Origin of the sequence: Caballeronia cordobensis (assembly GCF_001544575.2) — a bacterium.
Classification (GTDB): domain Bacteria; phylum Pseudomonadota; class Gammaproteobacteria; order Burkholderiales; family Burkholderiaceae; genus Caballeronia; species Caballeronia cordobensis.
Genome location: NZ_FCNY02000003.1, coordinates 78373 through 93439, shown reverse-complemented (window position 1 = coordinate 93439; position 15067 = coordinate 78373). Strand labels below are relative to the sequence as shown.

General features: G+C 65.9%; 14 protein-coding genes. 1 reads left to right on the top strand and 13 read right to left on the bottom strand.

The annotated features are described in order from the left end of the window. Nucleotides 1-86: 86 nt before the first annotated feature. The 4 genes from AWB70_RS06825 to AWB70_RS06810 form a co-directional block, all read right to left on the bottom strand. Complete coding sequence (locus AWB70_RS06825; RefSeq protein WP_053571129.1) at nt 87-1781, bottom strand: SulP family inorganic anion transporter; 1695 nt, start codon at nt 1779-1781, stop codon at nt 87-89. Nucleotides 1782-1787: 6 nt separating this feature from the next. After that, nucleotides 1788-2615, bottom strand: a complete 828-nt coding sequence (gene ppk2 / locus AWB70_RS06820) for a polyphosphate kinase 2 (RefSeq protein WP_053571128.1) — start codon at nt 2613-2615, stop codon at nt 1788-1790. 100 nt (nt 2616-2715) lie between these two features. After that, nucleotides 2716-2973, bottom strand: coding sequence for an RNA recognition motif domain-containing protein (locus tag AWB70_RS06815; protein WP_041733279.1), 258 nt, complete (start codon nt 2971-2973; stop codon nt 2716-2718). A gap of 60 nt (nt 2974-3033) precedes the next feature. Beyond that, a complete protein-coding gene (locus tag AWB70_RS06810) occupies nt 3034-3246 on the bottom strand; it encodes a DUF2964 family protein (RefSeq protein WP_041733277.1) in 213 nt (70 codons plus the stop codon). A 240-nt stretch (nt 3247-3486) separates the two neighbouring features. Here AWB70_RS06810 and AWB70_RS06805 point away from each other — a divergent pair, with 240 nt between their 5' ends. Beyond that, nucleotides 3487-4440: a hypothetical protein gene (locus AWB70_RS06805; protein WP_045460044.1), complete on the top strand. Its 954-nt coding sequence runs from the start codon at nt 3487-3489 to the stop codon at nt 4438-4440. Nucleotides 4441-4463: 23 nt separating this feature from the next. Here the strand turns inward: AWB70_RS06805 and AWB70_RS06800 are convergent, their stop codons facing one another. From AWB70_RS06800 to AWB70_RS06760, 9 genes are all read right to left on the bottom strand, one after another. After that, complete coding sequence (locus AWB70_RS06800; protein WP_053571127.1) at nt 4464-4847, bottom strand: RT0821/Lpp0805 family surface protein; 384 nt, start codon at nt 4845-4847, stop codon at nt 4464-4466. A 12-nt stretch (nt 4848-4859) separates the two neighbouring features. Further along, complete coding sequence (locus AWB70_RS06795) at nt 4860-5351, bottom strand: hypothetical protein (RefSeq protein WP_052485863.1); 492 nt, start codon at nt 5349-5351, stop codon at nt 4860-4862. 36 nt (nt 5352-5387) lie between these two features. After that, a complete protein-coding gene (locus AWB70_RS06790) occupies nt 5388-5975 on the bottom strand; it encodes a hypothetical protein (protein ID WP_045460040.1) in 588 nt (195 codons plus the stop codon). A 60-nt stretch (nt 5976-6035) separates the two neighbouring features. Further along, nucleotides 6036-6509, bottom strand: a complete 474-nt coding sequence (locus AWB70_RS06785; RefSeq protein WP_053571126.1) for a glycine zipper family protein — start codon at nt 6507-6509, stop codon at nt 6036-6038. 285 nt (nt 6510-6794) lie between these two features. Next, on the bottom strand, nt 6795-7466 hold the full coding sequence (locus tag AWB70_RS06780; RefSeq protein WP_053571125.1) for a VIT1/CCC1 transporter family protein: 672 nt from the start codon (nt 7464-7466) through the stop codon (nt 6795-6797). 12 nt (nt 7467-7478) lie between these two features. Beyond that, entirely contained in the window at nt 7479-8474 is a 996-nt protein-coding gene (locus AWB70_RS06775; protein ID WP_014252040.1) for a 2-hydroxyacid dehydrogenase, read from the bottom strand. A gap of 37 nt (nt 8475-8511) precedes the next feature. Continuing rightward, nucleotides 8512-10101, bottom strand: coding sequence for an aspartate:alanine exchanger family transporter (locus tag AWB70_RS06770; protein ID WP_053571124.1), 1590 nt, complete (start codon nt 10099-10101; stop codon nt 8512-8514). 92 nt (nt 10102-10193) lie between these two features. Further along, the gene (gene glgX, locus AWB70_RS06765) at nt 10194-12287 is read right to left on the bottom strand and encodes a glycogen debranching protein GlgX (RefSeq protein WP_053571123.1); all 2094 of its coding nucleotides are present in this window, start codon (nt 12285-12287) and stop codon (nt 10194-10196) included. A 69-nt stretch (nt 12288-12356) separates the two neighbouring features. Then, nucleotides 12357-15038: a winged helix-turn-helix domain-containing protein gene (locus AWB70_RS06760; RefSeq protein WP_053571122.1), complete on the bottom strand. Its 2682-nt coding sequence runs from the start codon at nt 15036-15038 to the stop codon at nt 12357-12359. Nucleotides 15039-15067: the final 29 nt, after the last annotated feature.

Here is a 15067-nt window from a genome sequence, read left to right as displayed (position 1 = left end):
TGACGAACTTCCCTGGACAGATGATCTGGATAACATCATTAAAATATAAGCGCAACGTGCGACAGCAAGGTGGCAAAAAAGGCGACCTAATGACGCGCAATAGGGCCCGCGCCGGACGAAACAAGCTCCTGATATTTCGTCACCACATGCTCCAGGTTGTAGAACATGCGCGCTTCGCCGAGCGCCTGGCCGAGCGGCGCGCGCCTGACCGCCGCGAGCACGCCGGGATTCAGGCCCGCGAGCCAGAGCGTCGTGCCGTTCGCGGCGAGGCGCGCGTCGGCTTCGGTCAGCATCTTGAGCGCGGTGTATTCGACATCGAAGACGCGGCTGAGATCCAGCACGACGATGCTTGCGTGCGAATCGCGCACCAGCGGCCGGATTTTTTCGGCGACACGTTGCGCATTCGCAAAGAATATCCGTCCTTCGGTACGCAACAGCAACAGTCCGGGAAAGGCTTCGTCTTCGGGATGGCGCGGCGAATCGCGCCGGAAAACGTTGGTGCCCGGTATGCGTTTAAGGGCATACACCGGCGGATTCGACACCTGATGCGCGAGCGCGAAGAGCGACACGACGATCGCGACGAGAATGCCTTCCAGCGTGCCCAGCAGCACGACGCCCGCGCATGCGGTCAGCGCCCACACGAATTCGGTACGGCGAACCTTCAGGATGGCGCGGAACTCGGCGGGACTGAAAAGCCCGATCGAATAGAACACGACGACGGCGGCGAGCGTCGCATGCGGCATCAGCGCCATCAGGGGCGCGAACAGCAGCATGACGGCGAGCGCGATCGACGCCGTCACGAGGCCCGCGAGTTGCGTGCGCGCGCCCGCCTGCCGGTTGACGGCCGTCTGGCTCGTGCCGCCGCCCGCCGCCATCGCGCCAAGGAGCGCGCCGCCCGCGTTCGCCAGTCCGGTCGCGAGCAGTTCGCGGTTCGCGTCGGGCGCGGGCTCGTCGTTGCGGGAGAACGCGCGCGCGGCCGCGATGCTTTCGGTGAAGCTCATCAAGGCGATGCCCAGCGCATCCGGCCACAGTTTCAGCGCGAGCGAGAGATCGGGCGGTGTCCATGACGGCAGACCCGCGGGCACTGCGCCGACCGTTTCGACGCCATGCGCGCGCAGACCGAATGCGGCCACCGCGATAATCGCCGCCGCGACCACGAGCAACGGCGCCGGCGCGCGCGGCGTGAAGCGTTCGAGCAGCACGAGCGCGGCGAGCGTGAGCGCCGCGAGGGCGAGCGTGCTCACAGACAAGTGTGGCAAGCTCGCGACGAACGCGCCCACGTTATGCGGAAACGAACCTTTCGGATAGTGCAGGCCGAAGAGCTTCGGCAACTGATCGACGACGATGACGATCGCCACGCCCGCCTTGAAGCCGACGAGCACCGGCTCCGAGATGAAGTTCGCGACGAAGCCGAGCCGCAGCACCGCCGCCGCGACGAGCAGCGCGCCGACGAGCAGTGTGAGCGTCGCATTGGCGGCGGCGAGCGCCTGCGGATCGCCGTTCGCGACGACGTTGCCGAGCGCGTTCGCCGCGAGAATCGCGAGCGTGGTCGTGGTGCTGACGGAGAGCGCGCGTGACGATCCGAAGACCGCGTAGACGATCATCGGCACGCACGCCGTATAGAGCCCGACCTGCACCGGCAGGCCGGCGATGGTCGCGTAGGCGAGCGCCTTCGGTATGACGACGGCACCGGCCGTCAGCCCGGCGACCACATCGGCGCGCGCCCACTGTTTCTCGTAGCGAAACAGCCATTCCGCGACGATGGGCGCGCGCTGCGTCATGGCCGCTCAGAAGCGCTCGGGCACGTAGCGGAGCGGCCTGGTGCTTTCGCGATAGCCCTCCGGCTTCTGCCGCTTGGGCAGCTTCACCTTTTCGCGCGGCACGGACTTGTACGGAATGCTCTTCAGCAAGTGGGTGATGAGGTTCAGACGCGCGCGGCGCTTGTCGTCCGAGCGCACGACGTACCACGGCGCGCGCTCGGTGTCGGTGGCTTCGAACATCTCGTCGCGGGCGCGCGAATAGTCGTACCAGCGGCTGTACGAACGCAGGTCCATCGGCGAGAGCTTCCAGATCTTGCGGCCGTCGTCGATACGGTCTTCGAGCCGCCGCGTCTGCTCGTCCTCGCCGACTTCGAGCCAGTATTTGAGCAGGATGACGCCCGAATGGATGATGGCCTCTTCGACGAGCGGCACGCTCTTCAGAAAGGCCTGCGCCTGCTCGTCGGTGCAAAAACCCATCACGCGCTCGACGCCCGCGCGGTTGTACCAGCTTCTGTCAAAAATGGTGATTTCGCCCGCCGCGGGCAAATGCGGCAGATAGCGCTGCAGATACATCTGCGTTTTTTCGCGGTCGGTCGGCGCGGGCAGCGCCACCACGCGAAAGACGCGCGGACTCACGCGCTCGGTGATGGCCTTGATCGTGCCGCCCTTGCCGGCGCCGTCGCGCCCCTCGAACACGATGCAGATTTTTGCGCCCGTATGCACCGCCCATTCCTGCAGCTTCACCAGTTCGACATGCAGGCGCGCCAGTTCCTTGTCGTACTCCTTGCGGGAGAGACGCCCGCCCGCGCCTTTCGACTCGCTGATGTTCTTGTCTTCTTTCTTGTCTTCTTTCATCGGCTTCCCCTCGGTATTTATCCGGTATGGACCGCGCGGCCACGCCGATGCCGCCATCGCGGCGATACGCGCGGCGCGCGGTGCGGACGTTTGCCGTCCGTCAGGTTTCGTTGCGCTCGGGCACGACCTGCACATTCAAGGTGCGGTCTTTCCAGAACATGTTATGAATGCGCGGCTGAAACGTGCGCAGCACGTGCGGCTCGATCGCATCGAAGCTCACGACCGCGGCCGGATGCTCGCCGGTGCCGGTCACGCGCTGAATCGAGTCGTACGGCGGGAAGCCGTAGCGGCAGAGGAAGTCCCGGATTTCGTCGTCGGTCGTGGACTCGTCGACATTGCCCATCCAGAGGTCGCCCATTGCGAAGTTCTCCATTGAGTAGTCCTGCGCTATTGTAGCCGCATCGCCCGGATGGCTGGCTCACGTCGACCGGTCGCGCTTGTCCGGGCGTCGCTGCGCGAGCGGATTCAATGCAACGACAAATATCACGATGCCGATGCCGAGCGCCCACATGCCATAGTGAAATTCCCGGCTCACGTCGTATATCAGACCGTGAATCGTGAAGTACAGCCCGGCAAGCCAGATGAAAACCCCGATCGAGGCAACCACCATGCGCGGCTCGTTGAATTTCATCGGCGTCTCCCAGATGTGTTGCACGAGATAACTTCAGTTTAGGAAATCCTGAACGGTCGTGTGAACAGAGTCGAAGCAACAGGCTTGGCGCGCGCCCGTCCGTAAGCTACATTCTTTGCGTGTCACCGTGGGATCGGGCCCCGGCTGCGTTCGCGCGATCGAGAAGCGGCGCAGCGGCCGAATGCAACGTACGCGATGTAACGACCAACCAGCCGTACAACGTTCAAGCGGACGCAGCCCATGCGAAAGCCGATTCTCTTCTCGACGCTCGCGTTCCTGCTTGCGGCGGCGCCCGGCGCGGCGTACGCGCAGGCCGCGCCGGAGCGTGCCGTCGTCGGCACCAATGTGAAGAATTACGCGAACGCCGTGCTCGCGATCATGTCGTACACCGCGGTGCCGGATGTCACCACCAGCTCGCTTTCCATCAACAGCGGCACGAGCGGCAATCCGGGCTTCGGGCAGACGCAGCTCGGCGGCGGCTTCACCCTCAGCCGGTCGTTTCCGCTCTATCTCGAAGGCACGCTCGCCTACAGCCGCTACGATCCGACCTTCATCGCCAGCGACGGCAATCAGGAGCGCCCCGTGCCCGCGAAATGGAACACGGCGAGCACGACCATCGGCGTGGGCTGGGACTTTCCGATCACGGACGAATTGCGCATCAGACCGATTCTCAATGGCATGATCGGCCGCGTCGCGAGCGATCTGCGCGTCGCGCAAACGGTTTTCAATCACGTCGCGGACGCCAACCTGCAGTTTCTCGAAGACGGCGCGCTCAATGCTTACGGCCTCGGCGGCTCGCTCATGCTCGATCTGGAGCACTATCGCGAGCACTATGAAATCGACCTCGAATTGCGCGCCACCGACATCTATATCCGCAGCTTCGGCGGATCGTCGCCGGCCGTGCAAGGGTCGGCGACCGCGCAGCAGTTCAGCCTGTGGGCGCGCTGGCGAGCGCCCACGGGCCTCGCCGCGCTCGACCGCCCGGTGCGCTACGTGCTGGAAACCGCGTACTCCCACTATTTCGGCGAGAGCGCCGGCGTGCTCGGCTTCAACGACCTGACTTCCGTCGGCGTCGGGCTCGAACTCGACAGCAGCCGGTATCCGGTCATCGTCACGCGCACGCGGGCCATGGTGCGCTATGTGTTCGGCCACAACGTGCATGGCGTGTCGTTCGGGTTCGCGGTCAGCTTCTAGCCGCCGGGCCACTGCATTTCACGTCACTGCTTCTCGATTTTCCAGTCGCCGCCGTCCTGCTTGCATGCCGTGGGTGTCCAGGACTGCGTCTGCCCCTTCGCGACGGCGGTGAGCGTGACCTTGCGGCATGTCCTGCCTGCGTGCTTCACGGTATCGCGCGGGGTCACGGTGCCCGCTATGCGCACCGAATTGCCCGTGCCTTCGTTGCTCCATCTGACCGATTCGCCATCTTTCTTCGTGTCGAGCACATCCTGCGCCGCGCGGTTGAGCGCCTTGCGGTCGGCGGGCTTCATGTAGCTGATCGGCGTGTCCTTGAGGAAGTTCAGGTTGGTCGCATGCGCGAACGTGCATGCCAGCATGAGCGCGGCCAGTAAGCCGCACGCGATGCGGTTCGGATGAGCGCGCATGTCCGCCTCCCCTCAAAACTTGTTGCGCTGGCTCGGATCGAATTTCGGGTCGGGCTGCTTCTGCGTTTGCCTGAGCACGCCTTGCGGATCGAAATAGAAGTTGAAGATCATGTGATTGATGTTGTTCTCCATGTACCGGTATGACCACACTTCACGATCCATCCGTTTGAAATACGCCGTCTCGAAGGGCCTGCCGAACGCGACCATCACGTCGTTGCGGGTCCATTTGTTGACTTCGGCGCGATAGAACTCGTTTTCCTGAAGCACTTGCCGCACGCTGATCGCGTTGCCCTTCGCATCGAGATCGACGGCCGTGGTCGTCGATCCCATCGGCTGCGTGGGCCACATGAGACGCTTGCCGCCGTTGGGCAGGTCGTAGGTTTCTTTCGGCGGACCGAGCTTCGCGATGATCGCCTGCTGGTCCATGCCCGTCTGCACGCGCTGCTCGGGCTGCGCGCACGCGGTGAGCGCGAGCACGATGGCGCACGCAAGGAGTGGTCTCATGGGTCTCTCCCGCAACGTTTCCGCTGGTGTTTCCGGCTATTTTTGCGCGGCGGGCTCCACGGAAATCGCGAGCGCTTCCGTGTAGACCGCTTTCACCTGATCGCCCTTTTTCACGCGTTTCAGGCGCTCGGGGTCCTCCACGTGCAGATCCACCGTGTGGCCGCGCGGACCGCGCAGCGTGACCGTCTTCGTGTGACGATCGACCGCCACCACATCGGCGATGATCGTCACTTCGCGGCCCAGTTCGCCGCCCGGTTTCGCGCCGGGCGGCGCGCGCTCGGCCGTGTCCTTTTCCGAACGCGACGGCTGCGCCTTCCTGTCGAGGAGACTCAGCGAGAGCGACTCGCGATACTGCGCGGTCACGACATCGCCGAGCGAGAGCTGCTCGAAGTTGCGCGCCTCCTTCGTCACTTCGAGTTCGATCACCTTGCCCGCGGCGGTTTTGAGCGTGACGGTGCGCGTCGCCGGATCGATGCCGACGATCGTCGCCGTGACCTTCGTGACGCCCTGCACGGTGGCGCCGCTCTGATCCCGCACGACGCTCACGTCGGTTTCGGGACCGGCGGAATATGCGCTCGCGGAGATCGCAAGGCATGACAAGACAACGAGGCTCACGCGCTTCATGATCGCGCTCCCTGTTTCGGTTGCCCGGCAACGGACCCTGCGACGGCCCGGACGCTGCGGTTACTGAATCGAGTAACCGCGGCCCTGCATGCACGCCGCCCACGCGCGGTAGTACGTGGACATCGCGCCCTGGCTCTGCGCCTGCGCATTGGCTTCCTGCGTGCGCTTGTTCTGCCGTGCGCGCATGCCGCCCGCCACCGTGCCCGTGGCCGCGCCGATGGCTGCGCCCTTGCCCGCATCGCCCGCGATCGCGCCGATCACCGCGCCGCCCGCCGCGCCGCGTGCCGCGCCGCCCACGCGTTCGCCGCCGCCCACGGCCGGCCCGCCTTGGGGCGGCGGCGCAGCCGATGCGGTCGTCGGATCGATGCCCGTGTTGCTCTTCGCCCAGCTATAGCATGCGCCGTCGTCCTTTTGCTGCTGCTGCGCGCTCTGACCTTTCGACGGATACGCGATCGGCTTGCTCTGCGCAACGGCGTCGAGCGTCATCATCGCGATCACGATGGCGCAGCACGCGCGCACTTTATTTACATTCATGGTGACTCCTTAACGAAGTTTGAGGAATTAAGGATTCTACGAGATCTCTCGCCGGTCGTTTATCAAGGTTCGTGTACGCGGGACCAGGATGCGTCGGGATCGAACTCGGTGAGCGGGCGTCGTTCACGGACAGATTTCCTCGATCGGGAAACCGGCAATCCGAAAATGAGTAAGCGAAGGCGAAAAGCAGATGCCTATTTGAAGATATCCGAACCCTTTAGCGATTTCAAGAATCGTGGTCTAGGTGTTTATTCGCTTCCTTTTCCCAATGCTCAAAACACTTCATTAACCGCCTAAAGCGATGATCGCCATGGTCAGCAGCACGCCGAGCGCCATCATCGAAAGTCCTGCTTTCCAGCCGCTCCAGCCCGCATAGCCGCCGAGTGCGAAGCCGCAGATGAACAGCATCGCGAGCGTGAGAACACGCGATATCAGCAAGGCCGTCGGCACATGCGTGAAGATGACGAAGGGCGCGGCAACGGGAAACGTCGACAGCACGATGATGATGAAAATAGCGAGCGCCGCGAGAAAATCGGCGCGCACGAAGCGCGCGCGTTCGGGCAAGGTTTCGCTCGCCGCGATGCGCTTGCGGATGGCTTCGAGATCGGCGTCGGAGATGAACGGATCGAGCGCCGCGGAGACGCGCTCGCGCAAGGCGCGCACGCCCGCCGCCGCATCGCGCTCGCGCTGCACGGCGAGCGCGAGCGCGTGCCTGCGCGCGCGGTCCGCGATCGTACGCACGAGATACATGACCGCGTCGGCGAGGCCCCACGCGAGATTGCAGCCGAGCGCCGTAAACAGCATCTTGCGGCCTGCGTCCTCGCCGCCCGTCGCCGCCGACACCGTGCCGACGAACGTCAGCGCCATGAAGAGGCCAAAACACATCTCCGATACGCGATCCACGGTATCGAGCACACGTTCGCGCTCGCGCGCCTGCGGCGGTTCGTCGGCGGACATGGCCGCGCACCGCTATTTGACCTTGACCTCGTTTTCGAGCGGCTGGCCATGTTCGAACGCGGTGATGCTCTCGAGCGTGGTTTCGCAGATCGTCGTCAGCGCCTCGCGCGTCAGATACGCCTGATGTCCCGTCACGATCACGTTCGGAAACGAAACGAGCCGCTGAAAGATATCGTCGGTGATGATCTCGCTCGATAGATCGCGGAAAAAGAGATCCGCCTCCTGTTCGTAGACATCGATCGCGAGACCGCCGAGCTGGCCCGTCTTCAGCGCTTCGATGACGGCTTCCGTATCGATCAGCGCGCCGCGGCTCGTATTGATGAGCAAGGCGCCGGGCTTCGCGCGCTTGAGCATCTCGGCGTTGATGATGTGATGCGTCTGCGGCGTCAGCGGACAGAACAACGCGATGATGTCCGACTTTCCGCCGATCTCGCCGGGCTGCGCGTAGCGCAGCCCGAGCGCTTCGAACTCCTTCGACGGATACGGATCGTAGCCGAGCACATGGCAGCCGAAGCCCTGCATGATCTTCGCGAACACGCAGCCGATCTTGCCCGTTCCGACCACCGCGACCGTCTTGCCGTACAGATCGAAACCGATGAGGCCATCGAGCGAGAAGTTGGAATCGCGCGTGCGGTTGTAGGCGCGATGCACTTTGCGGTTGATCGCGAGCAGCAGCGCGACCGCATGCTCGGCCACCGAATTCGGCGAGTAATTCACGACCCGCACCACTTTGATGCCGAGCTTCGCCGCCGCATCGAGATCGACATTATTGAAGCCCGTGCAGCGCAGCGCAACGAGACGCGTACCGCCCTTGTGCAGCGCTTCGAGCACTTCGGCATCGGCTTTGTCATTGACGAAAATGCATACGGCGCCATAACCCGCGGCAAGCCCGACCGTGTCCATGTCGAGCGACATGTCGTGGTATTTCAGCTTGTGCTGCGCAGACTTGTTCGCCTGGTCGAGATACTGGCGCTCGTAGGGCGTCGAACTGTAGATCGCCACTTCCATGATGTGCTCCTTACGATTGTGTCCGATAGCGCCAAGCCTACCCCGCTGCAAGCGATATGGCGATCTGCACGAAAAGCACCTTGACGATGGTCATCGAAGGAAAAATCATCGCGTACATGATGTCCGGCTGATCCGTCGGCGCGATGCGGTTGGCGAACGCGAGGATCGCCGGATTGCCGGTCGCGCCGCAGATCACGCCGACCGACGTATCGAAGGGCAGCTTGAAAATCCACAGGCAGCACACGGCCGTGACGGCCACCAGCACCAGCAGCGTGATCACGCCGTAGAGCAGCAGGAGCGGCCCGGCGGTGCCCACCGTCGCGACGAACTTCGGCCCGCATGAAATGCCGACTTGCGCGAGAAAGATCGTGAGGCCAAGATTGCGCAGCACGAGATTCGCCGAGAGCGGCATCACCCACACGAACGGCCCGTTGCGCCGCGCCTTGCCCAGACACAGCGCGACCAAGAGCAGCGCGGCGAGGCCCAGACTGAAGGCGCCGAGACCGGGCACGGGCAGCGGGATCGCGCCGACGAGCAGGCCCAACGCCGCGCCGATCCCCAGGCAGATGAAGCTGAGATCCGCCGTGCCCTTGATCGAATCGCCGAAGAACGTGCGCATCGTTGTCCGGTGCGCGCGGTTGACGAGCAGGCCGACGCGGTCGCCCGCCTCGAGGATGAGATCGGGCGTCGAGAGCATGTCGGCGTCGCCGCGGCGCACGTGCGCGATCGCGCAGTTCACGCCATCGGGGAAGCGTATGTCGCCGAGCGCCATGCCGACGACCGACGGATTCGACGCGAACACGCGCATGTAGTCCAGATCTTCGCGATGACTCGAAAAGCGCCCCGGCTGCGACTCGCCGCATAGCGCGGTCACTTCGTCCAGCAAGCGCCGCTCAGTCGAAGTGGCGAGCAGCACGTCGTCGCTGCGCAGCGTGAAATCGGGCGTGGGCAACTGGTTGTGATGCGCGCGGCGCACCGCGGCGATCGCCACGCCCGCGGGCAGGCGGCCCGTCAACTGCGCGAGGGTCAGGCCGAAGAGACTCTCGTTGCGCAGCGCGATCTCCGCCGTTTCCACGACCTTCGCGGCCGGCTTCTGGATCTTCACCTTCAGCGCGACGTTCAGGATGTACAGAAACAGGATCGGCCCGGCGACGCCGAACGGATATGCGACGCTGTAGGCCACGGCGGCATCGTTGTTTTTCATCGATGCGATCGCGACCTGAAGGCTCGCCGTGCTGGTGCCGCTGCCCGCGAACATGCCGAGCGCGTCGGCGAGCTTGATGCCGAGCGGAATGAAGCCCACCGACACGAGACCCGCGACGATCACGCCGATGCACGCGGCCACGTTCGCCTTCACGCCCTCGCGGCTCGTGAGCCCGCGAAAGAACTGCGCCCCGTACTGAATGCCGATGCCATACAGAAACAGCAAGAGCCCGAGCGTGCCCAGGAGCGCGGGCGGCGCGGACTTCGGCGCGAACGCGCCGATGGCGAGCCCGACGAACAGCACCGCGCCCGAACCGAGCGCCACGCCCTTGATATTGATCTCGCCGATGAGATACCCCAGCGCGATCGTCAGAAAGAGCGCGAAAAGCGACTGATTCTCGAGAAACGTCCTGACTGCCTCCATGCCGCCTCCTGTGGAAGGACAAGCTGCCCCGCAGTACAGGAACACTAATAAGCGCTTTGCGCCACGCAGTCCAGCACCGCCGCGCGCACAGATCAGCGCGATTCGAGCACCACGACGCTGCGCCCTTCGACACGGCATGCACCGCGTTCGACCGCCGCCGTTTCGATATCGGGAACAATATCGCCCGGCGCTTCAGCCGACGTATCGACGATGCGCCGCCAGGCCTGACCGTCGAGGACAGGCAGCGCGGCGTCGCGGGCGTCGTCGTTCATGTTGAAGACGATATGCAGCATCGCTTCGCCCGGCGTGCGCCCCGCGAGCGTCAACGCGACGAAGCGCGCGCCCCCGTCGTGCCACGCGGGCTCGTGAAGGCGCTCGCCGTGCCAGGCCACGTCGGGATGCGTCTGTCCGCCTTCGGCGAGCCCCGTCAGGAAGCGGCGGCGGCGCAGGCTCGCGTGACGCTTGCGCAGCGCGATCATCTCGCCCACGAAACGCAGCATGTCCTCGGCATCGGCCGAAAGACGCCAGTCCATCCACGACACCGCGTTGTCCTGACAGTACGCGTTGTTGTTGCCGCGCTGGCTGCGCAGGATTTCGTCGCCGGCGAGGAGCATCGGCACGCCCTGGCTCAGCAGCAGGATCGCCATGAAGTTGCGCGCCTGCCGATGGCGCAGGCCGATGATCGCGGCGTCGCCGGTCTCGCCTTCCGCCCCGCAATTCCACGACAGATTGTCGTTGCTGCCGTCGCGATTCTCGTCGCCGTTGGCCTCGTTGTGCTTCGCGTCGTAGCTGACGAGATCGTTGAGTGTGAAACCGTCGTGACACGTCACGAAGTTGATGCTGTTCGCGGGCAGCCTGCCGTCGTCCTGATAGAGATCCGCGCTGCCCGCGATGCACGTGCACACCTCGCCGACGAGGCCCGCATCGCCGCGCACGAAACGCCGGATCACGTCGCGATAGCGCCCGTTCCATTCGGACCACGCCATGCCCGGAAACGCGCCGACGTGATACAGGCCGCCCGCATCCCACGCCTCGGCGATGAGCGGCACGCGCGCGAGCACGGGCGAGGCCTCCATCGCCCACGGCAAGGGCGGCGTGCGCAGCAGTTCGCCCTGCTCGCCGCGCGCGAAGACGCTCGCGAGATCGAAGCGAAAGCCGTCCACGCCCAGCTCGCGCACCCAGTATTCGAGACAGCGCATGATGAACGCCGACACGAGCGGATGATTGCAGTTGACGGTATTGCCGCAGCCGGTGTAGTCGCGGTAGTGCCGCACATCGTTCGTATCGATCTGATAGAAGGCCTCGTTGGCGAACGCCTTGAAGTGAATCAGCGGCCCCTCCTTGCCCGCTTCCGACGTGTGATTGAACACCACGTCGAGCAGGATGCGGATACCGGCGGCATGCAGCGCATCGACCAGTTGGCGAAACTCCTGCGGCGCGCGCGCAGGCTCGACGCAGTAGCGCGGATGCGGGCTGTAAAAGCTATGCGTGCTGTAGCCCCAGTAGTTGCGAAGGCCGCGCGCGACGGCGGCGGCGGGAATGTCCTGCTCGTCGAAGGCCATCACCGGCAGCAGTTCGACATGCGTGACGCCGAGCGCCTTCAGATACGGGATTTTCTCGATCAGGCCCGCGAACGTGCCGGGATGGCGCACGCCGCTCGACGGATGCCGCGTAAAGCCGCCGACGTGCAATTCGTAGATGATGGCGTCGTCGAGCGTGCGGACGTCGATGCCTTCGTCGGGCAAATCGAGCGGCTCCGTGACGATCGCTCTAAGCGACGCATGGCCGGCCGTATCCGCACCGGCCGCGTGCCGGCGTTCATAGAAGCGGTCGCTTACGCCGCGCGCATGCGGATCGAGCAGTTCCTTTCGGCTTGCGGCTTCGTCGCTCATCTGCGGCACGCAGAGCGGTCCGTGCGCGCGCCACGTATAGCAGCAGCGCGGCGGAAGCGCCTCGACGAACACGTGCCAGAAGAAGTACGTGCGGTTCGCATCGAGCGTCAGCGTGACGATCTGAAACGGCTCGGCGCTTTCTTCCGATGCATACAGCAGCAACTCGACGCGCGTCGCATGGCGGCAGAACGTGCAGAAGTTGACGCCGCCTTGCACGACCGTCGCACCGATGGGAAAGCGCGAACCGGGCTGCGTGCCGTAGCTGCGGCGAAGGCGCGCTTCAGAACTCTCCAAGATCGTTCCTCACGGGACGCGTCACACCCACCAAGCATATGTGAGGAACCGGGGATTACAAGCGGCGTGTCATTGCACGCCTTCGAGCAGCCCGAGCGCGATGGCGCGCCGCACCGCATGCTTGCGCGAACTCGCGTCGAGCTTGCCGAAGAGATTCTTCAGATGCCACTTGACGGTGCCTTCCCCGCACGCCGCCGCGAGCGCGATTTCCTTGTTGCTCAGGCTGCGCGCGAGCAGTTCGAGCATCTCGCGCTCCTTCGGCGTGAGAATGACGCTCGGCAGCGCGCGCGGGCCGCCCGCGCCGGAAGGCGGCGGGCGCACCACGTGCGGCGGCACCGCCGGCCGCTCGCCGGGCGGCATCTCGCCCTCCTCGCTCACGCGCCGGGCCCAGTCGGCGAGCGCGGGATGCGCGTCGATCAGCACGCGCCCGAGGTGATACGTGCGCGCGAGATTCAAGGCTTCGACGAACGGCGCTTGGCCTTCGCCGCTTGCGCGTTCGAGCGCGAGCGCGCGCAAGGCCATCAACGCGATGCGCTGGCGGCCGAGCTTCATCGTTGTGGCGATGCGCTCGGCGCGCTCGAACGGTTCGATCGCGGCGCGCCAGTCCTGCCGCGCGATCTCCGCGCAGCCGTGCGCCATCGCCTGGAGCATCTGCACCGATTCGCGCCAGATCGGGCCGCGCGCGGCGGCATGTTCCTCGACGACGGCATCGATGCGCGCGACCAGCGCATCGCAGGTCTGCGCGCGGTAGCGGCCCGCGTGCACGCTCACCTGCTCGGCGAGGCTCGTCACGCACAGGCGCGGCAGGCCGCGCGCGACGCCCATCGCGTGGAGCATGTCGAGCAGATCGAGCGCGCGATGCTCGTCGCCGCGCAAGACCGCGATGCGCGCCGCCGTCCGGTACGCGAGCACGACGGTCTCGGGCAGCGCGGCGCGTTCGAGCACGTCGAGGCGATTGGCGAGCAGCGCGCCGGCCTCGTCGATGCGATCGTCCTCGTAAGCGATCGAGGCGCACGTCGCCGCGAACATGCAGGTGAGCGGATGACGCCTGCCGAGATCCTCTTCCGCGCTCGCGAGCGCGGGCAGCAGCACGCTTTCCGCGAGCTTGACCTGGCCCTCCCGCAACCACGTCAGGCCGACCATGTGATCGCCCCAGCGCACGAGATAGCCGTGGCCCTTGCCGATCTGCGCGCGCGGCGTCGCTTGTTGCAGGCGGCGCGCCTGCGCCGGCTCGCCGAGCAGCATGGCGCGGGCGGCAAGGCGGTTCGCGTGCGCCTGGGCGAGCCACGAGTCCTTCGCGGGCGGCCTCTCTGCCCACGGCTCGAAACGCGCGAGAAAGCCATCGGGATCGTCGGCGTACCAGGCCGCCGCGCTCAGGATCAGCGCGCATTCGTAGCGCAAGGCGTCGTCGCCGGCGGACGATGCCAGCACGCGCTCGACCTGCCGCTCCGCCTCGCCGTGACGTTCGCCGAGCGCGAGCGCCCACGCGACCGCGAGGCACAGGCGCGGGCGTTTCTCCAGTTCCGGCTCCGGCAGGCGTTCCAGCCAGTCGAGCACGGTGCCGAGCTGGCCTTGCTTTACGGCGTCGTGCAGCGACTGTTCCGCGAGCTCGTAAGCGTGCTCGCGCTCGCCCGCCGCATGCGCGTGGCGCGCCGCCTGTTCGAGCATGCCGCGCGCGCCGAGCCAGCGCGCCGCGCGCCGGTGCAGATCCGCGCGCTGCGCGTCGGTGAGCGCGGCGAGACGCGTCTGCAGCACGTCGCGCACGAGCGGATGCAGCCGGCACCAGTCGCTCTCTTCGGCGGTGACGAAAACGGGCGTGTCGCGCGCCAGATGCAGCAGACGCTGTGGCGCGCCGGCATCGCCGGTCAGGTCGGCGCACAGGTCGGGATGCAGCACGTCCACGACACTGATGCTCACGAGAAAGCGTTCATCGTCCGGTGAAAGCTCGGCGAGCAGCGCCGCGACGAGCGGCTCGCGCAAGCCGCGCGGCCCCGCCGCGAGATTGTCCAGGGCAGCGCGCGGGTCCTGCGCGCGCGACATCGCCGTGAGCGCGAGTTGCAGGCCAAGCGGCCAGCCGTCGGTGATTTCGAAGAGGCGCGCGCTCGCATCCGCGTCCACGCGCGCGCCGAAGCGCTGCGTGACGAGCGCGATGGTTTCGTCGACGCGAAAGCGCAGCGCCTCCGGACCGACGAGCCCCGCCTGCCCGTACGCGAGCAACTCCGCCGCGGGCTTGTCGAGCCCCTGACGGCCCGCCGCGACGATGCGCAGATTCTGCGGCGCGTTGTGCATCACGTAATCGAGCAGCGCCGCGCCCGATGGCGGCAACCGGTCCGCATCGTCGACGATCAGCACGACATCGAGCGAAAGCTGGGCCAGTTCGGCGAGCCACGCCGTCGCGAAATCGAAAGCGCCGGCGGCCGCATTCGGGCTTTCGGCGATCAGGCGGCCGAACACGGGGCGCGCGCAACCGGTGCGCACGGCGTGGACGAGCGCGCGTAAAAAGCGCCCGGCGTCGTCGCGCTCGTCGGCGAGCAGCCACGCGACGGCCGCGGCGCGCGCCAGGAACTCCCGCCGCCACTGCGCGAGCAGCGACGTCTTGCCGTAGCCCGCGCCCGCCTGCACGAGCACGATCTGGCTGGCCGCGCCCGGCATGCTCGCGGCGTTGAGGCGCGCGCGCGCAAGCAGGCCTGACGGCGCGCGCGGCGCCATCGTTTTCAGTACGAGCTCGGTGGATGGGGAATCGTTTGACATCGCGCGGTCTTGTTATGGATCCAAGGATG